Raw genomic sequence first — 25,083 nt, forward strand, 5'->3', positions numbered from 1 at the left:
ATAAATTGTGACTTATTTCACAAATATGATGACTGGGAAGATAAAACACCAAAGTCTGCAAGGCCGCATCTCTGGCGCTATGTCATTGCGCGTAACTTGCTAATCTGTCGGCGAATTCGCCTAAAAATGAAGACTATTTCTGTTATGGAATCCTGGAAAGTTAATCTCATTTCAGTCTGGTTCGGCTGCTTCTTCACCGGACTGGCTATCAGCCAGATATTGCCCTTCCTGCCGCTGTATGTGTCGCAGCTGGGAGTGACTTCCCATGAAGCGCTCTCGATGTGGTCCGGCCTGACGTTCAGCGTGACGTTTCTGGTCTCCGCCATTGTGTCGCCGATGTGGGGCAGCCTGGCGGATCGCAAGGGGCGCAAGTTGATGCTGCTCCGCGCCTCGCTGGGGATGGCGATAGCCATTTTGCTCCAGGCCTTCGCCACCAACGTCTGGCAGCTGTTTATTCTGCGGGCGATAATGGGGCTGACCTCCGGTTACATTCCGAATGCCATGGCGCTGGTGGCCTCACAGGTACCGCGTGAGCGAAGCGGCTGGGCGCTCAGCACGCTTTCCACGGCCCAGATCAGCGGGGTCATTGGCGGCCCGCTGCTCGGCGGCTTCCTGGCGGACCATGTCGGGCTGCGTGCGGTCTTTATCATTACCGCGATCCTGCTAACGATCAGCTTTCTGGTCACCCTTTTTCTGATTAAAGAGGGCGGGCGGCCTGTTGTCAGTAAATCCGAACGCCTGAGCGGAAAAGCGGTTTTCGCCTCGCTGCCTTATCCTGGCCTGATGATTAGCCTCTTTGTGACGACGATGGTGATCCAGCTCTGTAACGGTTCGGTAGGGCCGATTCTGGCGCTGTTTATCAAGTCGATGGCGCCGGACAGCAGCAACATTGCTTTTCTGAGCGGGATGATTGCCGCGGTGCCGGGCGTGTCGGCGCTGATGTCTGCTCCGCGTCTGGGGAAACTGGGCGACAGGATCGGTACGGCACGTATTCTGATGGCAACGCTCATCATTGCGGTGATCCTTTTCTTTGCCATGTCATTCGTCACCACACCTCTTCAGCTCGGCATCCTGCGCTTCCTGCTTGGCTTCGCAGATGGCGCCATGCTGCCCGCTGTTCAGACGCTGCTGGTGAAATATTCCAGTGACCAGGTAACCGGCCGCATTTTTGGCTACAACCAGTCGTTCATGTATTTAGGCAACGTAGCGGGCCCGCTTATCGGCGCCTCGGTCTCGGCGATGGCGGGTTTCCGCTGGGTATTTGCCGCGACGGCGGTGGTGGTCCTGCTGAATATTATTCAACTGGCCTTTGCCTTGCGACGCCGCAGGCGAATCGCTGAGGCAAAGTCGGCCCGGTAAACACGATAATATATTATTTATTCTTATGAACGCCGCATTTTTATATAACGAAATGCGGCGCCTTTCTTTCAGGAAAACGTTTCGCTTTCGCGCTGAAATATCTTTTTTGGCAGCGATGTCACTTTTGCATAAGATAAAGCTAATCCATGCTTTTCATTATTCAGAGAGGGTGTTAATTTCAGGGGAAATCACATAAGGAAATAGCACCATGAAAAATCTCATTGCTGAGTTGTTGGTTAAGCTTGCCCAAAAGGAAGAAGAGTCGAAAGAGCTGGTTGCCCAGGTCGAGGCGCTGGAAATCGTTGTGACGGCGCTGCTGCGACAGATGGCAAAACCGGAGCAGGAGGCGTTGATCGACAACGTTGAAGGCGCGCTGGAAAAAGCGCGTCCTGATTCCCAGGTGCCTGCGGAAGATGCGGAGCTGCTTCAGCAATACGTAAAGAAGCTTTTAAGGCATCCTCGCAGCTAACCTGCCTGAGGTGAAATGACGTGTCACAGAATTGTCATGCAGGATGCCTGGCGTCGCTCTGTTTTTATTTTTACACATTTATGCAGGGAAAATTTAATTGAGACAGAGCACACCTTTCACCGCATAATTTCTGTTATTAATTACCGCCTCCCACCCGGCGAAATCGGTTAATGAATATTGTTCCGATACAGGGCTGAAATAACCGCAGAGCCCGGCGAAAATCAGAGTCGCAGGGTGGTTTTTTTCCCGTAACGAGCCAGACTTAACGTGGAACTTCACATAAAGGATGGTGCAATGAAAACAACAATACTGGTTACCCTGCTCTCTGGCCTGTGTCTGATCGCCTCAGCACACGCGGAAGAGAAAACGTTAACGCCCCAGCAGCAGCGCATGACGACCTGTAACCAACAGGCGACATCGCAAAGCCTGAAAGGGGATGCCCGTAAAACGTACATGAGCGACTGCCTTAAAAATGGTGCGGCTAAACCCGGTGTAAAAAGCCTGACCCCACAGCAGCAAAAAATGCGTGAGTGCAACGCCCAGGCGACACAGCAGATGCTGAAAGGCGACGATCGCAGCAAGTTTATGAGCGCGTGCCTGAAAAAACAGGCGTAGTGCTAACGGGTGAGTCACGGCTGTGGCTCACCCAAAATTTCATACTTTCCCCGCTATCCCCCTCTCTATAATTTGGGAAAATGTTTCAGAATATTCCCAAAAATGATGAATGATGAGTTTTATGACAATCACGAGAACATTCGGGAAGCGTGGCACCAGCAGCTTTCTCAGGATGATTCATACCGTTCCGGTCTGCGATTTGCCCGGCGAATACGGCTGGCACGCATCGTTGGTCTGGCGGCGCTATTTGTTCCGCTTGCCAGCGTTCTGGTGAGCCAGTTTCTTTCCGGCGTCTGGTGGTTATTGCTGGTGGGCTGGGTCTTTGTCTGGCCCCATCTGGCCTGGCAGCTGGCTTTTCGTTCGGCTGAACCCCACAGCAGTGAAATTGTTAATCTGAAAATCGATGCCATTATTGCCGGTGTCTGGATGGGGCTAACAGGGTTCAATGCGCTACCAACGGCGGCGCTGATCGTGATGATCGGCATGAATATGATGGGATCGGGGGGATGCCGGTTATTTCTGACAGGACTCTCGCTACTTGCCCTGTCTGCCCTGTTGACCGTGCAATCCACGGGTACTCCTGTGGTATTGACCTCTGAACCGCTGGCGTTGTGGCTGACGCTCCCCGTGCTGGTGGTCTACCCCATACTGTTTGCCTGGCTCAGCCACCGCACGGCGATCCGTCTGGCAGAGCATAAGCGTCGGCTTGAGCTGATGAGTACCCGCGACGGAATGACCGGCGTATTCAATCGCCGTCACTGGGAAACGCTGCTGCGTAACGAATTTGAGGCCTGCCGTCGAAGCCATCGACAGGCGACGATACTGCTCATCGATATCGATCACTTCAAGACGATCAACGACACCTGGGGGCATGACGTGGGGGATGAAGCGATTGTCGCCATCACGCGCCAGCTTCAGCTGACCCTGCGCTCAGGCGATTATATTGGCCGTTTTGGCGGGGATGAGTTCGCGGTGATCATGTCCGGCACGCCTGCCGACAGCGCGATTGCAGCGATGTCGCGCGTCCACGAACGGCTGGTCAACATGCCGCTGCACGGAGCACCTATGGCGAGGTTGTGTATCAGCGTTGGGGTTGCCCCCTGGGGGGCGCAGTTCACCCACTATCGTGAATGGCTAAAGGCGGCGGACGTGGCCCTCTATAAAGCCAAAAATGCCGGACGGGGCCGCACCGAAGTGGCCGCCTGACGCCCGGCGTAGCGCATCAGGACTTACTGAGCTTCTCTGATTTTTCCATGCATTTTTCCATCGCCTCGATCACGGCGGAGCGGAACCCGCGATCTTCCAGCACGCGCACGGCTTCAATGGTTGTGCCCCCCGGTGAGCACACCATATCTTTCAGTTCGCCCGGATGTTTACCCGTTTCCAGCACCATTTTGGCCGAACCCATCACCGCCTGCGCTGCAAATTTGTAGGCCTGCGCGCGCGGCATTCCACCCAGTACGGCGGCATCGGCCATGGCTTCGATAAACATAAAGACATACGCCGGGGCAGAGCCGCTCACGCCGACTACCGGGTGGATCATCGGTTCGGCAATCACTTCCGCTTCGCCGAAGCAGCGGAAAATATTCAGTACATCCGCCACGTCTTCAGATGTGACCAGCGAGTTCGGGGTAACGGATGTCATACCGGCATTCACCAGCGACGGGGTGTTTGGCATGGCGCGAACAATCTTACGGTCGTGGCCCAGCGCGCGGGCGAGCTGATCGAGGGTCACGCCTGCGGCAATCGATACCACCAGGGTCTCTTTGTTAAGGCTGGAGGTGATCTCGCTCAGGACTTTAATCATGATATTCGGCTTAACGGCGCCAAAGACAATATCCGCCACCTGAGCCACGTCCTGTGCGCTTTCGGCAGCGTTGACACCATACTCATCACGCAGCGCCGCGACTTTATCCGGGGATGGGGTATAGACCCAAATCTGCCCCGGCAGCACCTGCCCGCTGGCAATCAGTCCGCCGAGGATAGCTTTGCCCATATTTCCGCAGCCGATAAACCCGATTTTCTTATCCATCACGTCTCTCCGTTATTATGCGTTGTTATCTCTCATTGATAGCTTAACAACGAAATGCAGGCGACAATAGTCACCAGAATCATAATGGGGAGAGACTATGGCGATTTGGGTTGATGCGGACGCGTGTCCGAATGTCATCAAAGAGATTTTATTTCGTGCTGCCGAGCGCGTGCAGATGCCGCTGACGCTGGTGGCGAACCAGAATATCCGCGTGCCGCCCTCCAGATACATCCGTTCTCTGCGCGTTCCGTCCGGGTTTGACGTGGCGGATAACGAGATAGTACGCCTGTGTGACGCAGGAGATCTGGTGATCACCGCGGATATCCCGCTGGCTGCCGATGTACTGGCGAAAGGGGCGGCGGCGCTGAACCCGCGCGGAGAACGCTATTCGCCGGCAACGATCCGGGAGAAGCTCACCATGCGTGATTTTATGGATACGCTTCGTTCCAGCGGCGTGCAAACCGGTGGGCCGGACAGCCTGTCGCAGCGCGATCGCCAGCAGTTTGCCGCCGAGCTGGATAAATGGCTGCTGGAAGTGAAGCGCCGCCCGGCGTAGCCCACCTCCGGGCGGTTTTGTGGTACAGTGTGGCTTCCACAGGCTTGTCATTCCGTACCGCTTTGCAGTAAAGTTAGCGCAACATCTACTGCAATCATTTCTTTACAGCCTTCAGTTATCCGGCAGCAAGGGGAACACCTGGTTATGAACCCACCCATCTTTTTAGTTGGCCCTCGCGGCTGTGGGAAAACCACCGTTGGTCTGGAGCTGGCGCGTCTGTGCCAGAGTCAGTTTGTCGATACTGACCATTGGCTCCAGGAGAATGCCGGTAAGACCATTGCCGATATCGTTGAGGATGAGGGTTGGGAGAGCTTTCGTGCGCGTGAAACAGCCACGCTGGAAGCGGTGACCGCGCCGTCAACCGTGATCGCGACCGGTGGGGGCATTATTCTGGCACCGTATAACCGCCAGTTTATGCGCGAAAAGGGTGTCGTGATCTACCTCTGTGCCCCGGTCTCTACGCTGGTGGGGCGGCTGGAGGCGTTTCCGGAAGAGGGACAGCGCCCGGCTCTGACCGCGAAACCGCTGAGTGAAGAGGTCAGCGACGTCCTCGCCGAACGCGATGCACTGTACCGCGAGGCGGCACACCACGTTGTGGATGCGTCAGCGTCACCCGAGAAAGTTGCGATTCAGATTATTACCGCCCTGCGTTTGGCTTGCGCCAGCTAACAGCCGTCTATACTCATAGCTCAGACATAAAAAAAGGATGAGCTATGCCAACCAGACCTCCCTATCCACGTGAAGCCCGCATCGTTACCGTTGAAAAAGGTAACGGCGATCAGACCGTAACCTGGTACCAGCTGCGTGCCGATCACCCTAAACCTGATTCGCTGATCAGCGAACATGAAACCGAACAGGAAGCGCTGGATGCGAAACGGCGCTATGAGGATCCTGAGAAGTCCTGACAGGAATCCGAATTCGTTACAACCGTGCCTGAATCACACTTTTAACATATCGCTGATGTTAAGCAGCAGTTAATATTTAGTTATTACAGGTGGATTCGGAAAGGCCAGTCGATCTTTACATTACGGTGTAGAGATCCCCTGCTACCCTTGGTGCTGTTTTGTTGAAAAAATGAACAGTGCAGCGTAGTGAGCCTGTACCTGTGTGGCAGTTGTGGTAGTAACGGAAGGCGATCAAAATGAAGGCGACGTTGGCGATCCTCACGATTGGTGTGGTGCCTGTAAGCGAAGTATTACCGCTCTTAACCGAGCATGTCTCTGAACAACAAATTACGCATCTCAGTCTGTTAGGGAAGCTGAGTCGGGAAGAGGTCATGGAAGACTACGCGGTCGGAGAGGGGGAAGATCCCCTGGCAACGTTACTCAGTGACGGTAAACTGGCGCATGTGTCGCGCCAGAAAATCGAGCGCGCGCTACAGGGCGTGATCGAAGTGCTCGACAATCAGGACTATGACGTTATTTTGCTGATGAGCACGGCACCCGTTAAAGGACTCAGCGCGCGTAATACCATTCTGCTCGAACCGATGCGGATTATCCCCCCGCTGGTGGCCTCAATTGTTGATGGTCATCAGGTTGGGGTCATCGTTCCCGTTGAGGAACTGCTGGATAACCAGACGGTGAAGTGGGCCGCGCTGGAGCACACCCCGCTTTACGCGCTGGCAAACCCGTTCTGGGACAGCGAAGCGAAGCTGATTGCGGCCGGGCAGGAGTTGATCGACAGAGGGGCGGATGTCCTGATGCTCGACTGCCTGGGCTTCCATCAGCGGCATCGTGATTTACTGCAAAAGGCGCTGGATGTTCCGGTGCTGCTCTCTAACGTCCTGATGGCGCGCCTGGCGTCAGAATTACTGGTGTAATGATTTTGCGTGACAGGTCATGAGCATGGCCCCTATAGTGGATTTTTCTCTATAAATATAAGGGCCAGTTCATGCTTCAAAGTAACGAATACTTTTCCGGTAAAGTGAAATCCATTGGTTTTACCAGCAGCAGCACTGGCCGCGCCAGTGTCGGCGTCATGGCGGAAGGGGAATACACCTTTGGCACCGCAGAAGCGGAAGAGATGACGGTGGTCAGCGGCGCGCTGAACGTCCTGCTGCCAGGTGAAACGGAGTGGAAAGTCTATAGTGCCGGGCAGGTCTTCAACGTGCCGGGCCACAGCGAGTTCCATTTACAGGTTGCAGAGCCAACCTCTTATCTGTGCCGCTATCTGAAATAAAAGCATGCCGGGTGGCGCATTCGCTTACCCGGCCTGCGTTTTGCCTGTTAGCGCTGCGCTTCGCCGCCGAGACCTTCCACCAGGTTCTGAATCAGCGCCGCCAGCTCGCCGGTCATCAGGATAAAGTCTGCGTCAAAGCGCTGAGCATAATCTTCGCGGTCGATATCTTCGTTCTGATCGCGCAGTTCATCGCAGAATTTCAGGCGCTTCACGGAGCCGTCATCACACATCACAAACTGAATGCGCTGCTGCCAGTCGAGTGCCAGTTTGGTCACCACTTTGCCCGCTTCAATGTGCACGGCGATTTCGTCGCTCACCAGATCCTGTTTCTTCGCGCGGATCACGCCGCCATCTTCCAGCAGCGCTTTCAGCTCTGCTTCATCAAGGATCTGGAAGCCCTGCGCGGCAGTCCCGCTGCGCACCCACTCGGTCAGGGTCAGCTCAATCGGCGTTTCCAGCGCCAGCGGTACCACCGGTAATGAGCCAAGGCTCTTACGCAGCAGCGCCAGCGTATCTTCCGCTTTTTTGGCGCTGGCGCAGTCCACCATGATCAGCCCGTTCACGGTGTCGATCCACATCATGGTCTGGCTAAAGCGGCTAAAGGCGCGCGGCAGCAGCGAGTGCAGCACTTCATCCTTCAGCGAATCTTTTTCGGTTTTTTTAAGCTTACGGCCCTGTTCAGCTTCCAGCTTGAAGATCTTCGCTTCGAGCGCTTGCTTAACCACGGGCGTCGGCAGGATCTTCTCTTCTTTACGGGCGCAAACGATGATTTGCCCCGTGCTGCTGGCGTGGGTCAGCGCATCGCTTTGAGAACCCATTGGCGGAACCCAGCCGGTTTTTGCCATATCCTGGCTACCGCAAGGGGTAAAGGAGTAAGCGGCTAACTGTTTTTCCATCTCTTCTGCACGCAGCGAAACGTCGCGGCTGAGACGGTAAACCATCAAATTTTTGAACCACAGCATGATAATTTCCACGGCCTTGTCGTTAAATCAGCGGGCATGATAACGAATTGTCGCATCGCTTGCATTGCTAATCGGGAAGCGGGCTTCTACTCTGTTGATAATCAAAATAATGAGGAGTGTCTTGTGCGTATTGGGATTGATTTGGGCGGCACCAAAACAGAAGTTATTGCGCTGAGCGAGCAGGGGGAGCAACTGTTTCGCCACCGTCTGCCTACGCCGCGCGATGATTATCACCAGACCATAGAGACGATTGCCCGTCTGGTCGATATGGCAGAGCAGGCAACGGGCGAGACGGGCACGGTCGGGATGGGGATCCCCGGCTCCATTTCGCCGTATACCGGCGTGGTGAAAAATGCCAACTCCACCTGGCTCAACGGTCAGCCGTTTGATAAAGACTTAAGCCAACGCCTGAACCGGGAGGTGCGTCTGGCGAATGATGCCAACTGCCTGGCGGTGTCTGAGGCCGTGGATGGCGCAGCGGCTGGCGCGCAGACCGTATTTGCGGTCATTATCGGCACCGGCTGCGGGGCGGGCGTGGCCTTCGGTGGGCGCTCGCATATTGGCAGCAACGGCACCGCGGGCGAGTGGGGACACAATCCGTTGCCGTGGATGGACGAAGATGAACTCAAATACCGCGCCGAAGTACCGTGCTACTGTGGCAAGCAGGGCTGTATTGAGACCTTTATTTCCGGCACGGGGTTTGCCACCGATTATCATCGTCTGAGCGGTCAGCCGCTGAAAGGTAACGAGATTATGCGTCTGGTTGAGGAGCAGGATCCGGTGGCTGAACTGGCGCTCAGCCGCTACGAAATGCGGCTGGCTAAGTCACTGGCGCATGTGATCAATATTCTTGATCCCGACGTGATTGTACTGGGCGGCGGCATGAGCAACGTCGACCGGCTGTACGCCACGGTGCCAACGCTGGTGAAACAGTGGGTATTTGGCGGCGAGTGCGAAACGCCGATCCGCAAAGCCGTCCACGGAGATTCCAGCGGAGTGCGCGGCGCGGCGTGGCTCTGGCCGGAATAAACGCAAAACCGTTTTTGATGTTTGTGCCCTCTCCCCGTGGGAGAGGGCCAGGGTGAGGGCACCAGAGCGCATCATCCCCCCATTTACTGCACCGCAAACTCCCTGTCCAGCCTGCTATATCCCAGCCCGTTGATCTTCTTCACTTTGATCTGCACCGGAATGCGCTCTTTCATTGCCTCTACGTGGCTGATCACGCCAATGGTTTTCCCGGTGGCGTTCAGCGCGTCGAGCGCGTCCAGCGCGGTGTCCAGCGTTTCGCTGTCGAGCGTGCCGAATCCTTCATCCAGGAACAGCGAGTCAATGCGCGTTTTGTGACTGACCAGATCGGAAAGCGCTAAAGCCAGCGCCAGACTGACCAGGAAACTCTCCCCGCCGGAAAGGGTACGGGTATCGCGTACCGCATCGGCCTGCCAGGTATCGACCACTTCCAGCTCCAGCGCGTCGCTGGCTTTACGCTGAAGCAGATAGCGGCCATGCAGACGGTTGAGCTGCTGGTTGGCAAGCCACACCAGATTATCCAGCGTCAGCCCCTGGGCGAATTTACGGAATTTATCGCCGGTGCTGGAGCCTATCAGCGCGTTGAGATAGCCCCAGTCGTCGGCCTGACGCGCCGCCTCCTCAATCTGCTGCATAAGCGCCTGCTGGTGCAGACGGTTATCGGCGTCCTGTTTGAGCTGCTGGCGGATCTCCCCCTGATGCGTGGTGTTGTCCCGAAGCTGTTGCGCCAGCTGGTGTAACTGCGCCTGAAGCGTTGCGGCATCGGTTTCCAGCCCCTCGGGGCGCTGTGCCTGATGCGCCTGAAGCTGCTGGCTTGCCTGCATCGAAAGCGCCGTGGCCTGCTGGAGCTGGTTTTCCAGCGTCTGCTTTTGTTGTTCAAGCTGGTGGATCGACGTTTCATCCAGCAGGGCGGAGAGAAATGCGTCCCGATCGGCAAAGCAGCTCGCGGTCAGCGCGGCGTTGAACTGAGCCTGTGATTGCTGGAGCCGTTCACGCTCAAGCGTCTCCTGTTGCTGTAGGGTGGTGAGCTGACTTTGCAGCGACACGCATTCGTCGTGGATGCCGCGCCAGTTCTCAGGGATAACCGCGTCGGCTTCTGCATCATTGGTAACCGGCAGCGTTTCCAGAATGGGCATCAGGGCGTTAATACCTTCCTGAATCGTACCGTGCTGGGCCTGTTTTTCCTGCCACAGGGTATATTCGCTTTCGCGCGCGCTCAGCCAGGCGCTTTCAGCCCCTTCATCGGGCACGCTAAGCGACAGCGATTGTAACGAGGCTGCCAGCGCCTGACGCGTCGCCGTCAGCTGCTGCTGGTACTGGCGCGCCTGACCTTCCTGTTCATTGAGCTGGTTTTGCAGCGTCAGACGCTGGCTGAGCTGATACAGCTGGCGTTCATACTGTTCCTGTTCGCTCATCCAGGGGGCTATATCATCCTGAATATTCAGCGCTATGTTCAGGGAGGCGCAGACCTCCAGCCACTCCTTAGTAAGTGCTTGCTCTTCCTCAGAGAGAGCCTGTGCTTCCTCTGTCTCGCGCTGGATCTGTTGGGTCAGCGCATTCACCTGCCCGAGCACCAGCAATCCTTCCTCTTTTAGCGCGGCAACCTCTTTCTCCAGCGCGTCGCGGCGGCGCTGATTGTCAGTCAGTTCAAGCGCCTGATACTGCACAACTGCCGGGTGTTCGCGTGAACCGCAGAGCGGGCAAGGCTTACCCGCTTCGAGCTGTGCACGATAGTTCTCAAGATCCTTGATTGTCGCCTCACGCTCACAGAGCGCTTTCAGGTCGGCATAGTGCTGATTTTTCTCTTTGAACTGCTGACGCCGCAGGATCAGCGTTTCATTGAACTTAGCCTGCTCAGCCTGCGCTTTCTGCACGCTTTCCGCATTCTGGCGCAGTCGTTTTTGCAGCGGCTGATAGCGAGCGTGAAGCGCTGTCAGACGCTGGCGGAGCGCCCGCGACTGTGCCTGTTGCTCCATTGCCGTCGCGAGATCCTCAGCCGTCAGCGTCAACCTACTTTCAGGCATCTCAGCCAGCTTCTGACGAAGCTCAGCCATGCGCGCTGACTGGGCAACAAGCTGATTTTTATCGCGACCCAGTTGCGTAAAATGCGCCCGCCAGCCGGCAATTTCCTGCCCCCACTGACGGAAACGATCGTGTTCGGTCAGCCACTGCGTCAGTACCTTGTGCTCTGTCTGCAACTGTTCACGGTTGCGCAGCGCACCGTTGCGAATACGCGAGCGCTGCACCGCTCTGTCGAGTAAGCGAGTATTTACTTCAACAATTCGCTCTGTTGTCTGCGCCAGGCGGGTGGTCTGCTCCTGCTGATACTCCCATAGCGGACGTAGCTGGGCGGCGGGCTGCGCCAGCTTGAGCTTCGCCAGTTGGGGCGCGGCGTCCGTCAGAGCCTGTTGCGCCTGCTGCTGCGAAGCGGCTGCACGCTGCTGCTCACGTATCAGTTCGTCGTTACGCGTAAGCCACTGAAAATCTTTCTGTTGGCTTTGCTGCTGTGCCAGCAGGACTTTTTCTTCGTCAGTAAGTGCCTGCAAACTTTGCTGCAAGTGCTGCTGCTGTTCCTCGCTCAGCAGCACAACCCCTGCGGCCTGCGCTTCGCACATCTCCAGCGCGTTACGTGCCGCTTTGTGTTTTTCAAAAACCATGGCGGAAATCTGGCCGTAAATTTCCGTGCCGGTCAGTTCTTCCAACAGCTCTGCGCGATCGCTCGGTTTAGCATTCAGGAAGGCGGCAAACTGCCCCTGAGAGAGCAACATCGAGCGGGTAAAGCGACCATAGTCCAGCCCGGTAAGCGCGGCGGTTTGTTCCAGCTTATCCGTGACTTTGTCGGCCAGAATTTTGCCGTCTTCGCAGCGGGCCAGCTCAACGCGCGGTGCCTGTAAGTTCCCGTCCGGCTGGTTGCGGGCGCGGTTCTGGCTCCAGAAAGCGCGATAAGCAACGCCTTTGACCTCAAATTCTACTTCCGCCAGGCATTCGGCGGTATCGCGCGTCATCAGGTCGTTTTGCGCCTGAGAGACCTTATTAAGACGCGGCGTTTCGTGGTAAAGCGCCAGGCAGATGGCATCCAGCAGCGTGGTTTTACCCGCGCCGGTTGCGCCGGTGATGGCAAACAGCCCGTTGCTGGCGAACGGCTCCGCGGTGAAATCAATTTTCCACTCACCCTTTAGCGAATTCAGATTTTTCAGACGCAGGCTCAGAATTTTCATGCGTTTTCGTCCTCGTCATGGAGGGAATGCAGGGTCTGGGCAAACAGCTCGTTAAGCCTGGTGCGTCTGGCCTCGTCCACCTCTTCATGCGCAAGCCGCCGCGCGAACACCTCTTCAAGCCGAAGTTCGCTAAGCGTTTCACGCTGGGCGTTGAGCAGTATTTTCTCGCGCTGCTCGCGGCTGCGGCGTACCAGCAGCACCTCCACGGGAAGGTCTTCCGTCAGCGTCTGTATTTTACGCTGCATATCGTACAGGTAGTCGTCGGTGGTGATTTCGATATCGAGCCAGACGGGGGGATTAAGCGCTGCGCCGCGCCACTGCTCAAGCTGAGCGGTAATGGCGGCCAGATCGCCTTTCAGCACCGCCAGCGGCTGGGTGACCGGCACCTCAAGCGTCTCAACGGCGCTGAGTTTGCCTCCGGTGAAGCTCACCAGATGCACGGATTTGGCTTTGCCCGTTTCGTCAAAACTGAGCGAAATGGGCGAGCCGCAGTAGCGGATATGCTCGCAGCCGCCGATGATCTGCGCCCGGTGAATATGCCCGAGGGCAATGTAGTCGGCGGGGGGGAAGTTTTGCGCCGGAAACGCGTCCAGCGTACCGATATAGATCTCGCGCACCGCATCACTCTTACTGGCTCCGACGGTGGTGAGGTGTCCGGTGGCAATGATCGGAATGGCCTGATCGCCGCGCAGGGCGCAGGCTTCCGTATGTTGCTGGTGATAATAGCGGGTGATGGCCTGCAACAGATGCTGCTGTTTTTCGCTGCCGGACAGACCTGCCTGGCTTTGCACGATATCGCGCGGGCGTAAAAACGGAATTGGGCACAGCACTGCGCCCGGCGTGCCGTCGCGTTTTTTCAGGATCTGCGGCGCGTGTCCGGCGCTGGCCACCACGGTGGTATTGAGGAACGCCAGAATATCGCGGGATTCATTCAGCGTCGCCACCGAGTCATGGTTTCCGGCGACAATCACCAGGTGACAACCGGTTTGCTGGAGGTTGACCACAAAACGGTTGTACAGCTCACGCGCATAGCTCGGCGGCGATCCGGTATCAAAAATGTCGCCCGCCACAATAATCGCGTCCACCTCGTGAGCCTGAGCCGTCTCCAGCAGCCAGTTCAGGAACGCTTCATGTTCCGCGGCGCGGCTTTTGCTGTAAAAATTTTGACCCAGGTGCCAGTCTGAGGTGTGAAGTATGCGCATAAAAGATCCGTGGCAATAATAAGAAAGCAGGATTATAAACGTTCGGGGAACGGAAAATAACCGCTGTAATAAAACAACAGTTTGCTATTTATAGTGGTAATGTTTTTCATAAATCTGTCATAAATCTGACGCATAATGACGCCGCATTACAGACTTGTAACTTAAATACGATAAGACAGGGCAAAGTATGGCGAGACGTATTCTGGTCGTAGAAGATGAAGCTCCGATCCGTGAAATGGTGTGCTTCGTGCTTGAACAAAATGGCTTCCAGCCGGTTGAAGCGGAAGATTATGACAGCGCGGTGAACCAGCTGAATGAACCCTGGCCCGATCTGATCCTGCTGGACTGGATGCTGCCTGGCGGTTCCGGATTGCAGTTTATCAAGCATATCAAACGCGAGGCGATGACCCGCGATATCCCGGTGGTAATGCTGACGGCGCGCGGCGAGGAAGAGGATCGCGTGCGCGGTCTGGAAACCGGCGCGGACGATTACATCACTAAACCGTTCTCCCCGAAAGAGCTGGTGGCGCGTATTAAAGCCGTGATGCGCCGTATTTCACCGATGGCGGTGGAAGAGGTGATTGAGATGCAGGGGCTGAGCCTGGATCCTACCTCACACCGGGTCATGACCGGTGAAAATCCCCTCGATATGGGACCGACCGAATTTAAGCTCCTGCACTTCTTTATGACCCACCCGGAGCGCGTTTACAGCCGCGAACAGTTGCTGAATAACGTCTGGGGAACTAACGTCTATGTCGAAGACCGAACGGTTGACGTCCATATTCGCCGCCTGCGTAAAGCACTGGAACTGAGCGGCCACGATCGCATGGTACAGACGGTCCGCGGCACGGGTTATCGTTTCTCGACCCGTTTCTGAACAATGACAGGAGTGTGACGCGTGCTGGAACGTCTGTCATGGAAAAGGCTCGTCTTTGAACTGATCTTATGCTGTATTCCGGCCCTCATTCTGGGGGCTATCTTTGGCTATCTGCCGTGGTTTTTACTGGTGGCCGTGACGGGATTGCTCGTCTGGCATTTCTGGAATTTACTGCGTCTCTCCTGGTGGCTGTGGGTCGACAGAAGTATGACACCCCCGCCGGGAAGCGGGAGCTGGGAACCGCTACTCTACGGTCTGCACCAGATGCAGATGCGTAACAAAAAGCGCCGTCGTGAGCTGGGAAGCCTGATCAAACGCTTTCGTAGCGGTGCGGAGTCGCTGCCGGACGCGGTGATCCTGACGACAGAAGAAGGGACAATCTTCTGGTGTAATGGCCTCGCGCAACAGCTGCTGGGCCTGCGCTGGCCGGATGATAATGGTCAGAACATCCTGAACCTTCTGCGTTATCCCGAGTTCACGCTGTATCTGAAAAAGCGGGATTTTTCGCGCCCGCATAATCTGAAGCTCAATAACGGTCGCCATCTGGAAATCCGCGTGATGCCCTACAGCGATCGGCAGTGGCTGATGGTGGCGCGGGACGTCACCCAGATGCACCAGCTTGAGGGCGCGAGACGTAACTTCTTTGCCAACGTCAGCCACGAGCTGCGTACGCCGTTGACGGTGCTTCAGGGCTACCTGGAGATGATGCAGGAGCAAACGCTTGAGGGGCCGCCGCGTGAGAAAGCGCTGCATACCATGCGGGAGCAGACGTTCCGCATGGAAGGGCTGGTCAAACAGCTGCTGACGCTTTCAAAGATTGAGGCTGCCCCGTCGCTGGCGCTAAACGACATCATTGATGTACCGATGATGTTGCGGGTGGTGGAGCGCGAAGCCCAAACGCTGAGTCATAATCAGCACACCCTGAGTTTTGACGTTGATAACACGCTGAAAGTGCTCGGCAGTGAAGATGAGCTGCGAAGCGCTATCTCAAACCTGGTCTATAACGCCGTGAATCATACCCCGAAAGGGACGCATATCGCGGTGCGCTGGCAGCATACCCCGGCGGGCGCTGAGTTTAGCGTCGAGGACAACGGGCCGGGGATTGGGCCCGAGCACCTCCCGCGTCTCACCGAACGATTCTACCGGGTGGATAAGGCGCGCTCGCGGCAGACCGGCGGGAGCGGACTGGGACTGGCAATTGTGAAGCATGCCGTCAGCCACCACGAAAGCCGGCTCAATATCGAAAGCACCCTGGGTAAGGGCACGCGCTTTAGCTTCGTGATTCCGGAACGATTAATTGCCAAAAAAAGCGCCTGACGGCAGATGTGTCAGGCTACCTTTCCACGGGCCAGCGATTGCTGGCCCGTTTGCTTTGCAGTCAAGCGAAACGCGGATGAATATTATACGGCTGGTGCTTTTTTGTTCGCATGATTAGCCATGAGTTTTTCTTATACATGGCATATTATGTTGGTCTGCATTTTCATGCTGGCATATTGTTCTGGTTTTACGATCCCTTCTTGCCTTTAAACGTTATAAGCGTTTAAATTGCCCCCCATATACTGTCAGACCGACTGTATTTGCGTGGTAAATCGAAAAACTATTCTTCGCCACGCCAGGACGGGAGCATATCCCGCTGAAATTGAGCAAATTTTCCGCTGTATCGTCCCGTCAGGGATGGCGAAAATCTCAACGTATTCAACACCACATCCACAGGCAGTAAGGTTTTATGACCCATCACTTGAAATCGCGTGACATTATCGCGCTGGGCTTTATGACATTTGCGCTGTTCGTTGGCGCAGGTAACATCATTTTTCCTCCAATGGTTGGCTTACAGGCGGGTGAACACGTCTGGACGGCTGCGTTTGGCTTCCTGCTTACTGCCGTGGGCCTGCCGGTACTGACCGTTATCGCGCTGGCGAAAGTCGGTGGCGGTGTGGACAGCCTCAGCACCCCGATTGGCAAAGTGGCTGGCGTTCTGCTGGCAACCGTCTGCTATCTGGCCGTTGGCCCGCTGTTCGCGACCCCGCGTACGGCGACCGTCTCCTTTGAAGTGGGTATCGCTCCGCTGACCGGTGACGGCGCGATGCCGCTGTTTATTTACAGCCTCATTTACTTCGCCATCGTGATTCTGGTTTCTCTCTATCCGGGCAAACTGCTGGATACCGTGGGTAACTTCCTGGCACCGCTGAAAATTGTGGCGCTGATCGTGCTGGCGGTTGCGGCTATCGTCTGGCCTGCGGGGCCCATCAGCTCCGCGATGGACGCTTATCAGAACGCGGCGTTCTCAAACGGTTTCGTGAACGGCTATCTGACAATGGATACGCTCGGTGCGATGGTGTTTGGTATCGTTATCGTTAACGCCGCGCGTTCCCGCGGGGTGACCGAAGCGCGTCTGCTGACTCGCTACACCATCTGGGCTGGCCTGATGGCCGGTGTCGGCCTGACGCTGCTGTATCTGGCGCTGTTCCGTCTGGGCTCAGATAGCGCAACGCTGGTCGATCAGAACGCAAACGGCGCGGCGATCCTGCATGCTTACGTGCAGCATACCTTTGGTGGTGCAGGCAGCATGCTGCTGGCGGCGCTGATTTTCCTGGCCTGTCTGGTGACGGCGGTGGGTCTGACCTGCGCCTGCGCGGAGTTCTTCGCCCAGTATCTGCCGCTCTCTTACCGCACGCTGGTGTTTATCCTCGGCATCTTCTCCATGGCGGTGTCAAACCTCGGTCTGAGCCACCTGATTCAGGTGTCAATTCCGGTGCTGACGGCGATCTATCCGCCATGTATCGTGCTGGTGGTGCTGAGCTTCACCCGCCCGTGGTGGCATAACTCGACGCGAATTATTGCGCCGGCCATGTTTATCAGCCTGATTTTTGGTATCCTTGACGGGATCAAAGCATCAGCATTTGCAGAAATCCTGCCAGCCTGGACACAGCGTCTGCCGCTGTCCGAGCAGGGCCTGGCCTGGCTGATGCCTTCCGTTGTAGCGCTGGTTCTGGCGATTATCTGGGACCGTGCGGCAGGGCGTCAGGTGACATCCAACGCCCATTAATCAACGGCAACAAATTGTTTAACCACGGGGCTTAAGGCCCCGTGGTTTTTTGTTTTTTTCGTGTTGAATGGCAAGATTTTAATGGAAAGCACTAACAAACTTAAACGTGGATTGAGCACCCGCCACATCCGCTTTATGGCGCTGGGCTCGGCTATCGGCACCGGTCTTTTTTATGGCTCGGCAGATGCCATCAAAATGGCCGGTCCAAGCGTTCTGCTGGCCTACATCATCGGCGGCGTGGCGGCCTATATCATCATGCGTGCGCTGGGGGAGATGTCGGTTCACAACCCCTCTGCCAGTTCCTTCTCCCGCTACGCACAAGAAAACTTAGGCCCGCTGGCCGGGTTTATCACCGGCTGGACCTACTGCTTCGAAATTCTGATTGTCGCCATTGCCGATGTGACGGCGTTTGGCATCTATATGGGGGTCTGGTTCCCCGCCGTGCCGCACTGGATCTGGGTACTGAGCGTGGTGCTGATCATCTGCGCCGTCAACCTGATGAGCGTGAAGGTGTTTGGCGAGCTGGAGTTCTGGTTCTCCTTCTTCAAGGTCGCGACCATTATCATCATGATCCTCGCTGGTTTCGGCATCATCATCTGGGGTATCGGCAACGGTGGGCAGCCAACCGGCATCCATAACCTGTGGAGCAACGGCGGCTTCTTCAGCAACGGCTGGCTCGGGATGGTCATGTCGCTTCAGATGGTCATGTTCGCCTATGGCGGTATTGAGATTATCGGCATCACCGCCGGGGAAGCGAAAGATCCGGAGAAGTCCATTCCGCGCGCCATCAACTCGGTGCCGATGCGTATCCTGGTGTTTTACGTGGGCACGTTGTTTGTGATTATGTCCATCTACCCGTGGAACCAGGTGGGCACCAACGGCAGCCCATTTGTCCTGACTTTCCAGCATATGGGCATTGCGTTTGCCGCCAGCATTCTCAACTTTGTGGTGCTGACTGCCTCGCTGTCGGCCATCAACAGTGACGTGTTCGGCGTGGGTCGTATGCTGCACGGCATGGCGGAGCAGGGCAGTGCGCCGAAGGTGTTTGCCAAAACGTCGCGTCGCGGCACCCCGTGGGTAACGGTGCTGGTCATGACCGTGGCGCTGCTGTTCTCGGTTTACCTGAATTACATCATGCCGGAGAACGTCTTCCTGGTGATTGCGTCACTGGCGACCTTTGCGACGGTGTGGGTGTGGATCATGATCCTGCTGTCGCAGATTGCGTTCCGTCGCCGCCTGTCGCCAGAAGAGGCCAAAGCGCTGAAGTTTAAAGTGCCGGGCGGCGTGCCAACGACCATTGTCGGTCTCATCTTCCTGGTCTTCATCATTGGCCTGATTGGTTATCACCCGGATACCCGTATTTCTCTGTACGTGGGCTTCGCGTGGATCGTCCTGCTGCTGGTGGGCTGGATGTTTAAATGTCGCCGCGATCGTCAGCTGGCGGAAGCACAGTAAGGTAAAAATGCCGGGTGGCGCTGCGCTTACCCGGCCTACACTCCCTTTTGCCCTGGAAAAAATCTCCTCCTCCGTTCTCCTCCCCCAATAATCCCGAACACGATGAGCTATCTTTAATCACCCTGTGGCAAGGTGACGTCAATTTCATCAAAGGGGATTCGTGATGTTAAACGCCTGGCACCTTCCGGTTGCCCCATTTGTTAAGCAAAACAAAGACAACCTTGTGATTACGCTCTGGCTGGCAGGGGACAATCAGCCTGAACGTGTGACCCTGCGCGCCGAAGTGGATAACGAAGAAACGTCGCTGAAAATGCACAAAGTGCGCAGCCAGCCGCAGCCGGGCGTCACGGCGTGGCGGGCAAATATCGATTTGCGCAGCGGGCAGCCGCGTCGCCGCTACGGCTTCAAGCTGCTGTGGAACAACCGGCAGCTGTGGTTTACCCCGCAGGGCTTCAGCCGTTTTCCTCCGGCCCGGCTGGAGCAGTTTGCCGTGGATCACCCGGATAACGGCCCGCAGTGGGTTAACGATCAGGTCTTTTACCAGATTTTCCCGGACCGCTTTGCGCGCAGCGAAAAGCGCACCGCCGATCAGGACAAGGTTTATTACCATCATGCGGTCGGTCACGACATCATTCTGAAAAAATGGGACGAGCCGCTGACCGCCCAGGCGGGGGGATCGACCTTTTACGGCGGCGATCTCGACGGTATCAGCGAAAAACTGCCGTACCTGAAAAAGCTCGGCGTCACGGCGCTGTACCTGAACCCGGTGTTTAAAGCGCCAAGCGTGCACAAATACGATACGCAGGACTACCGCCACGTTGACGAGCAGTTTGGCGGTGACGAGGCGCTGCTGCGGCTGCGGCACAACACGCAAAAAGAGGGTATGCGCCTGATCCTTGATGGCGTGTTCAATCACAGCGGTGATTCTCACGCGTGGTTTGACCGTCATAATCAGTCGATGAGCGGCGCATGCCATAATCCAGACTCACCGCAGCGTGACTGGTACAGTTTTGATGAGAATGGCCGCGCCCTGGACTGGCTGGGCTACCCGAGCCTGCCGAAGCTCGATTTCCAGTCGCCATCGCTGGTGAATGAGATCTACGGCGACGACGACAGCATCGTGCGCCACTGGCTGAAAGCGCCGTGGAAAATGGACGGCTGGCGGCTGGACGTGGTGCATATGCTGGGTGAATCAGGCGGGGCGCGGAATAACCTTCAACATGTCGCCGCCATTACCCGGTCGGCAAAAGCGGCCCGGTCGGAAGCGTTCGTCTTCGGGGAGCACTTTGGCGACGCGCGTCAGTGGTTGCAGGCTGATGCAGAAGACGCGGCGATGAACTATCGCGGCTTCACCTTCCCGCTGTGGGGTTTCCTCGCTAACACCGATATCTCTTACGATCCGCAGCATATCGACGCCGAAACCTGCATGGCGTGGATGGAAAACTATCGCGCTGGCCTGTCGCATCAGCAGCAGCTGCGGATGTTTAACCAGCTCGACAGCCATGATACCGCGCGCTTTAAATCATTGCTGGGTAAAGATGTGGCGCGTCTGCCGCTGGCGGTGACCTGGCTCTTTACCTGGCCGGGCGTACCCTGCATCTACTATGGCGATGAAGTGGGGCTGGAGGGGAATAACGATCCGTTCTGCCGTAAAACCTTCCCGTGGGAGAGTGAAAAACAGGATCAGGATCTGTTCAGCCTGTACCAGCGTATGGCGACGCTGCGCAGGCAGAGTCAGGCCCTGCGCTACGGGGGCTGTCAGGTGATGTACGCCCACGATAACGTAGTGGTGTTTGTCCGCGTCTATAACCAGCAGCGCGTGCTGGTGGCGATCAACCGGGGCGAAGCGTGTGAAGTAATGCTGGAAGATTCACCGCTGCTGGCCGGTAAAACGTGGAAGATCAAAGAGGGTAAAGCGACGTTCCAGGAGAGCGTGCTCACGCTGCCCGCGATCTCCGCTGCGGTCTGGTTCGGCAGCTAAGCGCAGGCAGAATGGTTTTCACCTTTTAAGATGGCGCAAATGCAACGATTTGTGTCAATCTTAGCGGATCGTTTACGGTGAAGGTGGAAACATGGACGAGCTTTACATCCTTGGCTGTTTGTTCCTGGTTTTTGCGCTGGTCGTGGCACCCGTGCTCGCGGTGATAGGTTTTAACCGAAGCACGGCGGCGCGGCAGGAGATCGCCCGGCTTCGCCAGCGCATTGAGGCGCTTGAGCAGCGCGGTGTCACTGAGAAAGCGCCGGAGCCGGTGCAGACCGCCGCGCCGGTGGAGACGCCAGCGTTGGTGGCAGAAGCCGTTACCGCACCTGTCGATCCCTGGCGTCCCGAACCGCCCGTCACTGAAGCAGAACCAGCGCTTGTACCGGCGGCAAAACGGCCTTCCGCCTTTGGCGGCATCCTGTCCTCGCTGACGCGCTGGTTTATGCAGGGCAATCCGCTGGCAAAACTGGGGATTGTACTGCTCTTCCTCGGCCTCTCTTTCCTGCTGCGCTATACCGTTGAACATTCACTGTTTCCGCTTGAGCTGCGTCTTGCCGCCACGGCGCTGTTTGCCATGGTTCTGCTGGCCGTTGGATGGCGGCTGCGGCACAGGCAGCGGATCTACGCGCTGATCCTCCAGGGCGGGGCGACCGGCGTGCTTTATCTGACCGTCTTTGGCGCATTCCGGCTGTGGCAAATGCTGCCGATGACGCTGGCGTTTGCGCTGCTGGTGGTGATTTGCGCGGCGAGCGTCGGGCTGGCCGTGCTGCAAAAGGCACTGAGCCTTGCCATGCTGGCGAGCCTCGGCGGATACCTTGCGCCGCTGCTGTTGTCTACCGGAGGCGGCAGCGTTGTGGCGCTGTTCTCCTTCTATCTCATGCTTTCCATCGGCATTCTCGCCATCAGCATCTGGCAGCACTGGCGCGAGCTCAACCTGCTCGGGCTGCTCTTCACGTTTGGCGTTGGCGGGGTATGGGGGCTGAGCGACTACCAGCCGGAAGACTATGCTATCTGTCAGCTGTTCCTGATTGCCAATACGCTTATTTTTGGCGTGTTTAGCGTGGCGCTGTCGCTGCGGGCGCAGGAAAAAGGCAAACAGATTATTGACGGCGCACTGCTGTTTGCTCCGCCGCTGATTGGTTTTGGGATGCAGTATGGCATGACGTCTCACTGGACGTACGGCCCGGCGCTCAGCGCGCTGGGCTATGGGGCGTTTTATCTCTCACTGGCGTTTCTCGCACTGCGACGCTATCCGTCTGTCGGGCGGCCACTGATTATGGCGGCGCTGGCGATCGGCGGCGGGTTTGCCACGCTTGCCATTCCGCTGGCGCTTTCAGCGCGCTGGACGGCGATGGCCTGGGCGCTGGAAGGGTTGGGTATTCTCTGGCTGGGCGTGCAACAGCAGCAGCGGCGCATGAGCTATAGCGGGACGGCGCTGCTGGTGCTGGCGCTCGGCAGCGCGATATGGGCGCAAATGGACGGCGTCACCTCGTTGAGCCTGCTGCTTATTTTCGCAGTGCTCAGTCTTTGCTGGCTGGCTGCGGCCTGGCTGTGGCAGAAAATCGCACAGCCGGGCAGTTGGGCATTGCTGGCCGGTGGGCTGCTGTTCTGGTTAGTGGCGCTGCTGGGCGCGTCGCAGCTGTTCCTGAAGCAGGAGTTATCGGTTCTGGAAGGCGTAATGGCGCTGACGGCGGCGTCGGCCTGGGGATGGCGGCAGGCTGCCGCTCGTCTGGCGTGGCGGGAGCTGGATGCCAGCAAATGGCTGCTGTGGCCGGTGATGCTGCTGATGGTGCTGTATCAGATCTGGCAACAGCAAATCCTGGCGGCCGGCTGGGCAAATCTGGCCTGGGCTATTGCGCTGCCTGCCGCCCTGATGCTGCTGCGGCGCGACGAAGATAAACTTCTGCCGCGCATCTCAATGGGGCTGCATCTGTCGCTGGTGTGGATGATTTTACTCGCCATAGCCGCCGAGCTTTACTGGTTTGCCCGCTCCCTGCCGTGGGGCATGGCGGCCTGGGGAAGCGGCATTGCGATGGCTGTTGGCGGTGGGGTGATTATGGCGCTCTCCGCGGCCGTACGGCGTCGCGGGTGGCCGTTCCGGGTATGGCCTGCGCTCTACGCCTGCCTTGCCGCGATCCCTGTGGTTGTGGCGCTGGTGGTATTGCTGGTCGTGACCAATTTGCAGGACGGTGTGGTCTATCAACAGACATGGCTGCCGCTGGTGAACCCGCTTGAGGAAGGGGCGGCGTTCGCGCTGCTGGGGCTGGTGGTGTTTTATCGGGAAGTGGATCGCTACTATCCGGCATCGCTTGCGCAGTCCCGTCCGTGGCCCGCCGTTGTGCTGATGGCCCTGGGTTTCTGGTGGCTTAACGGCGCATTGCTGCGCGCGCTGGCGTGGTACGGCGAGGTGGCCTGGAATTGGGAGTCGTTGTGGCATTCGCGGCTTATCCAGACCACCTTTGCCCTGTTCTGGATGTTGTGCGCGCTGGTGGTCATGATCCGCGCCACCCGTCACGCCTCCCGTCAGCAGTGGCTTGGCGGTGCGGCGCTACTGGGGGTGGTCATGCTCAAACTGATGCTGGTGGACAGCGCGGGCGGTGGCGGCCTGGCGCGCGCCGTCGCGTTTATTGGCGTGGCGATCCTGGTCCTGATTGTGGGCTATTTCTCGCCGCTACCGCCTAAAGCAGGAGAAGAAAAATGAAATGGATGAACGCGGTTGTTTGTGCGGCACTGCTGGCCGTGGCCGGTCCGGCATTCTGCGAGGGCGCGCCAGCGGAATCCCCGCGGGATTATGCCTATGGCCTGTCCCTTGATACCTCTGCCTCTTCGCCGTGGTATCGGGTCATGCTGCCGCTGGCGGTTTATCAGCAGAGCACATCGCCCGATCTGCGCGACGTGCGCGTGTTTAATCAGTCGGGCGAGCCGGTACCGTTCAGCCTGGTTACCACGACGCGTCCGCAGCCGGCACCGACCACCACGGCGCTGCGCCTCTTTGCGCTTAACGCCTCGCCGGGCGGAGAAGAGGACAGCGGCGATAAAATTATGCTACGGGCCAGAAACGGCGTGGAAATTGTGCTGGAAGGGCAACACGCGGCGGCTGCCGGACAGCACTATCTGCTGACCCTGCCGGAAAACGCGACGGAGGTTCCGCTCTCTCAGCTCCAGCTTTTCTGGGACACGCCGCAGGGCTCGTGGCAGGGGACGGCATCGGTCTATTACAGCGAGGATCTGAAAAACTGGTATACCCTGCGCGAAGAGATGCCCCTGCTGGACGTGATGAGTGGACAGGATCGCCTGAAGCTCGACCGCATCGATACCGATCTGGTGTTATCGCCTGAGGCGAATCGTTATCTGCTGCTGGTGCTGAACACGGGGCGTTCTGCCCTGACGTTAACCGGCGTCAACGCGATTAACGCGACTGAACAGCCGGAATCTGAGCACATTAGCCTGGCGGGAGAGGGGGAGCGGTTATCCGAAAGCGAAGCCGTGTGGCGCTGGAAACATCCGCAGCCTCTGAGTGCGATCGGCTTCATGCTGAATGGCGACGGTGTTCTCCCGGCAGAAATAGCCTGGCGGGAGGCGGATAAGGATCGGTGGCATACGCTGAAAAAAGAGGTGATCTACCAGCTCGGCGGCAAAACGTCTGAACCTGTTCCGCTCCCTGGCGGACTGGTCGAGGCGGTAAAAATCAAGACCCTCAATGCGCGTTTGCCTGAGAACCTGCCTGGCGTGACCGGGCAACGCGTGCGCTACGATCTGGTGTTTAACGCGCAGGGGAAGGGGCCGTACCTGCTCGCGTGGGGGAACGGGGCTGCGAAACCGGCGAGCGTGGAGACGGATATGCTGATCCCGACCGAACTGCGTAAAACCTACGATCTGGCAGCCCTGCCGATGGCGGATACGCTGGAACCTGTCCCGCTGGGTGGCGAGGCGCGTTTAACCGCGACGTCTGCGGCTGAGCAGGAAAGCAGAATGAAAACGCTGATGGTCTGGGGCGTACTGATTGCGGGGGTGATGGTGCTTGCGGGTATGGCATGGCGCATCTGGCGCGAGGTAAAAAAAGACGGCGCAGCATAAGCCATAAAAAAACCCGCGTATTCGCGGGTT

21 protein-coding genes are annotated in these 25,083 nt (G+C 57.3%); 17 read left to right on the forward strand and 4 right to left on the reverse strand.

From position 1 onward, the window contains the following. The first annotated feature begins 144 nt into the window (after positions 1 to 144). From ACWKXX_RS00400 to adrA, 4 genes are all read left to right on the forward strand, one after another. Positions 145 to 1,359, forward strand: coding sequence for a multidrug efflux MFS transporter (locus tag ACWKXX_RS00400; protein ID WP_015571317.1), 1,215 nt, complete (start codon positions 145 to 147; stop codon positions 1,357 to 1,359). A gap of 208 nt (positions 1,360 to 1,567) precedes the next feature. Then, positions 1,568 to 1,828, forward strand: coding sequence for an anti-adapter protein IraP (gene iraP / locus ACWKXX_RS00405; RefSeq protein WP_003859148.1), 261 nt, complete (start codon positions 1,568 to 1,570; stop codon positions 1,826 to 1,828). 294 nt (positions 1,829 to 2,122) lie between these two features. After that, positions 2,123 to 2,443 (forward strand): phosphate starvation-inducible protein PsiF, encoded by a 321-nt coding sequence (gene psiF / locus ACWKXX_RS00410; RefSeq protein WP_032102863.1) that lies wholly within the window; start codon positions 2,123 to 2,125, stop codon positions 2,441 to 2,443. Positions 2,444 to 2,545: 102 nt separating this feature from the next. Continuing rightward, positions 2,546 to 3,649, forward strand: a complete 1,104-nt coding sequence (gene adrA, locus ACWKXX_RS00415; protein WP_261666414.1) for a diguanylate cyclase AdrA — start codon at positions 2,546 to 2,548, stop codon at positions 3,647 to 3,649. A 16-nt stretch (positions 3,650 to 3,665) separates the two neighbouring features. On the opposite strand, the gene proC is transcribed toward adrA, so the two are convergent. Beyond that, on the reverse strand, positions 3,666 to 4,475 hold the full coding sequence (gene proC, locus ACWKXX_RS00420) for a pyrroline-5-carboxylate reductase (RefSeq protein ID WP_261666413.1): 810 nt from the start codon (positions 4,473 to 4,475) through the stop codon (positions 3,666 to 3,668). 97 nt (positions 4,476 to 4,572) lie between these two features. Here proC and ACWKXX_RS00425 point away from each other — a divergent pair, with 97 nt between their 5' ends. The 5 genes from ACWKXX_RS00425 (at position 4,573) to ppnP (ending at position 7,209) form a co-directional block, all read left to right on the forward strand. After that, positions 4,573 to 5,031, forward strand: coding sequence for a YaiI/YqxD family protein (locus ACWKXX_RS00425; RefSeq protein ID WP_045142035.1), 459 nt, complete (start codon positions 4,573 to 4,575; stop codon positions 5,029 to 5,031). Positions 5,032 to 5,175: 144 nt separating this feature from the next. Further along, complete coding sequence (gene aroL / locus ACWKXX_RS00430; protein WP_017383154.1) at positions 5,176 to 5,700, forward strand: shikimate kinase AroL; 525 nt, start codon at positions 5,176 to 5,178, stop codon at positions 5,698 to 5,700. 44 nt (positions 5,701 to 5,744) lie between these two features. After that, entirely contained in the window at positions 5,745 to 5,936 is a 192-nt protein-coding gene (gene yaiA / locus ACWKXX_RS00435; RefSeq protein WP_003859135.1) for a protein YaiA, read from the forward strand. A 236-nt stretch (positions 5,937 to 6,172) separates the two neighbouring features. Continuing rightward, positions 6,173 to 6,850: an AroM family protein gene (locus ACWKXX_RS00440; RefSeq protein WP_045344925.1), complete on the forward strand. Its 678-nt coding sequence runs from the start codon at positions 6,173 to 6,175 to the stop codon at positions 6,848 to 6,850. 71 nt (positions 6,851 to 6,921) lie between these two features. Continuing rightward, positions 6,922 to 7,209, forward strand: a complete 288-nt coding sequence (gene ppnP, locus ACWKXX_RS00445; RefSeq protein ID WP_003859131.1) for a pyrimidine/purine nucleoside phosphorylase — start codon at positions 6,922 to 6,924, stop codon at positions 7,207 to 7,209. A gap of 47 nt (positions 7,210 to 7,256) precedes the next feature. On the opposite strand, the gene rdgC is transcribed toward ppnP, so the two are convergent. Further along, complete coding sequence (gene rdgC, locus ACWKXX_RS00450; protein ID WP_006809928.1) at positions 7,257 to 8,171, reverse strand: recombination-associated protein RdgC; 915 nt, start codon at positions 8,169 to 8,171, stop codon at positions 7,257 to 7,259. Between the two features lie 123 nt (positions 8,172 to 8,294). On the opposite strand from rdgC, the gene mak reads away from it, so the two are divergent. Continuing rightward, the gene (gene mak, locus ACWKXX_RS00455; protein ID WP_023303177.1) at positions 8,295 to 9,200 is read left to right on the forward strand and encodes a fructokinase; all 906 of its coding nucleotides are present in this window, start codon (positions 8,295 to 8,297) and stop codon (positions 9,198 to 9,200) included. Positions 9,201 to 9,283: 83 nt separating this feature from the next. Here the strand turns inward: mak and sbcC are convergent, their stop codons facing one another. Continuing rightward, positions 9,284 to 12,415 carry an exonuclease subunit SbcC gene (gene sbcC / locus ACWKXX_RS00460; protein WP_045331384.1) on the reverse strand — a complete coding sequence of 1,044 codons (3,132 nt, stop codon included), beginning with the start codon at positions 12,413 to 12,415 and terminating at the stop codon, positions 9,284 to 9,286. Then, positions 12,412 to 13,617, reverse strand: a complete 1,206-nt coding sequence (gene sbcD / locus ACWKXX_RS00465; protein ID WP_284329777.1) for an exonuclease subunit SbcD — start codon at positions 13,615 to 13,617, stop codon at positions 12,412 to 12,414. The genes sbcC and sbcD overlap by 4 nt, the downstream gene beginning before the upstream one ends. Before the next feature lie 187 nt (positions 13,618 to 13,804). Between sbcD and phoB the strand changes: the two genes are divergently transcribed. The 7 genes from phoB to ACWKXX_RS00500 all read left to right on the forward strand — a co-directional run bounded on the left by phoB (position 13,805) and on the right by ACWKXX_RS00500 (position 25,053). Continuing rightward, positions 13,805 to 14,494: a phosphate response regulator transcription factor PhoB gene (gene phoB, locus ACWKXX_RS00470; protein ID WP_003859122.1), complete on the forward strand. Its 690-nt coding sequence runs from the start codon at positions 13,805 to 13,807 to the stop codon at positions 14,492 to 14,494. Between the two features lie 21 nt (positions 14,495 to 14,515). Then, positions 14,516 to 15,811 (forward strand): phosphate regulon sensor histidine kinase PhoR, encoded by a 1,296-nt coding sequence (gene phoR, locus ACWKXX_RS00475; protein ID WP_023303180.1) that lies wholly within the window; start codon positions 14,516 to 14,518, stop codon positions 15,809 to 15,811. A gap of 409 nt (positions 15,812 to 16,220) precedes the next feature. Next, positions 16,221 to 17,540, forward strand: coding sequence for a branched-chain amino acid transporter carrier protein BrnQ (gene brnQ, locus ACWKXX_RS00480; RefSeq protein WP_017694430.1), 1,320 nt, complete (start codon positions 16,221 to 16,223; stop codon positions 17,538 to 17,540). 81 nt (positions 17,541 to 17,621) lie between these two features. Beyond that, entirely contained in the window at positions 17,622 to 18,995 is a 1,374-nt protein-coding gene (gene proY, locus ACWKXX_RS00485) for a proline-specific permease ProY (RefSeq protein WP_017383160.1), read from the forward strand. Positions 18,996 to 19,158: 163 nt separating this feature from the next. Then, positions 19,159 to 20,976: a maltodextrin glucosidase gene (malZ, locus tag ACWKXX_RS00490; protein ID WP_261666412.1), complete on the forward strand. Its 1,818-nt coding sequence runs from the start codon at positions 19,159 to 19,161 to the stop codon at positions 20,974 to 20,976. Positions 20,977 to 21,067: 91 nt separating this feature from the next. Then, positions 21,068 to 23,677, forward strand: coding sequence for a DUF2339 domain-containing protein (locus tag ACWKXX_RS00495; protein ID WP_261666411.1), 2,610 nt, complete (start codon positions 21,068 to 21,070; stop codon positions 23,675 to 23,677). Then, positions 23,674 to 25,053 (forward strand): DUF3999 domain-containing protein, encoded by a 1,380-nt coding sequence (locus ACWKXX_RS00500; protein ID WP_040117263.1) that lies wholly within the window; start codon positions 23,674 to 23,676, stop codon positions 25,051 to 25,053. Before ACWKXX_RS00495 ends, ACWKXX_RS00500 begins: the two co-directional genes overlap by 4 nt. Positions 25,054 to 25,083: the final 30 nt, after the last annotated feature.

The organism is Enterobacter sp. UPMP2061 (assembly GCF_053709615.1).

Excerpts from the sequence above, each read along its gene's own strand:
- ACWKXX_RS00400 (WP_015571317.1), top strand. The coding sequence starts at position 145 with ATGGAATCCTGGAAAGTTAATCTCATTTCAGTCTGGTTCGGCTGCTTC.
- iraP (WP_003859148.1), top strand. The coding sequence starts at position 1,568 with ATGAAAAATCTCATTGCTGAGTTGTTGGTTAAGCTTGCCCAAAAGGAA.
- psiF (WP_032102863.1), top strand. The coding sequence starts at position 2,123 with ATGAAAACAACAATACTGGTTACCCTGCTCTCTGGCCTGTGTCTGATC.
- adrA (WP_261666414.1), top strand. The coding sequence starts at position 2,546 with ATGATGAATGATGAGTTTTATGACAATCACGAGAACATTCGGGAAGCG.
- proC (WP_261666413.1), bottom strand. The coding sequence starts at position 4,475 with ATGGATAAGAAAATCGGGTTTATCGGCTGCGGAAATATGGGCAAAGCT.
- ACWKXX_RS00425 (WP_045142035.1), top strand. The coding sequence starts at position 4,573 with ATGGCGATTTGGGTTGATGCGGACGCGTGTCCGAATGTCATCAAAGAG.
- aroL (WP_017383154.1), top strand. The coding sequence starts at position 5,176 with ATGAACCCACCCATCTTTTTAGTTGGCCCTCGCGGCTGTGGGAAAACC.
- yaiA (WP_003859135.1), top strand. The coding sequence starts at position 5,745 with ATGCCAACCAGACCTCCCTATCCACGTGAAGCCCGCATCGTTACCGTT.
- ACWKXX_RS00440 (WP_045344925.1), top strand. The coding sequence starts at position 6,173 with ATGAAGGCGACGTTGGCGATCCTCACGATTGGTGTGGTGCCTGTAAGC.
- ppnP (WP_003859131.1), top strand. The coding sequence starts at position 6,922 with ATGCTTCAAAGTAACGAATACTTTTCCGGTAAAGTGAAATCCATTGGT.
- rdgC (WP_006809928.1), bottom strand. The coding sequence starts at position 8,171 with ATGCTGTGGTTCAAAAATTTGATGGTTTACCGTCTCAGCCGCGACGTT.
- sbcC (WP_045331384.1), bottom strand. The coding sequence starts at position 12,415 with ATGAAAATTCTGAGCCTGCGTCTGAAAAATCTGAATTCGCTAAAGGGT.
- sbcD (WP_284329777.1), bottom strand. The coding sequence starts at position 13,617 with ATGCGCATACTTCACACCTCAGACTGGCACCTGGGTCAAAATTTTTAC.
- phoB (WP_003859122.1), top strand. The coding sequence starts at position 13,805 with ATGGCGAGACGTATTCTGGTCGTAGAAGATGAAGCTCCGATCCGTGAA.
- brnQ (WP_017694430.1), top strand. The coding sequence starts at position 16,221 with ATGACCCATCACTTGAAATCGCGTGACATTATCGCGCTGGGCTTTATG.
- proY (WP_017383160.1), top strand. The coding sequence starts at position 17,622 with ATGGAAAGCACTAACAAACTTAAACGTGGATTGAGCACCCGCCACATC.
- malZ (WP_261666412.1), top strand. The coding sequence starts at position 19,159 with ATGTTAAACGCCTGGCACCTTCCGGTTGCCCCATTTGTTAAGCAAAAC.
- ACWKXX_RS00495 (WP_261666411.1), top strand. The coding sequence starts at position 21,068 with ATGGACGAGCTTTACATCCTTGGCTGTTTGTTCCTGGTTTTTGCGCTG.
- ACWKXX_RS00500 (WP_040117263.1), top strand. The coding sequence starts at position 23,674 with ATGAAATGGATGAACGCGGTTGTTTGTGCGGCACTGCTGGCCGTGGCC.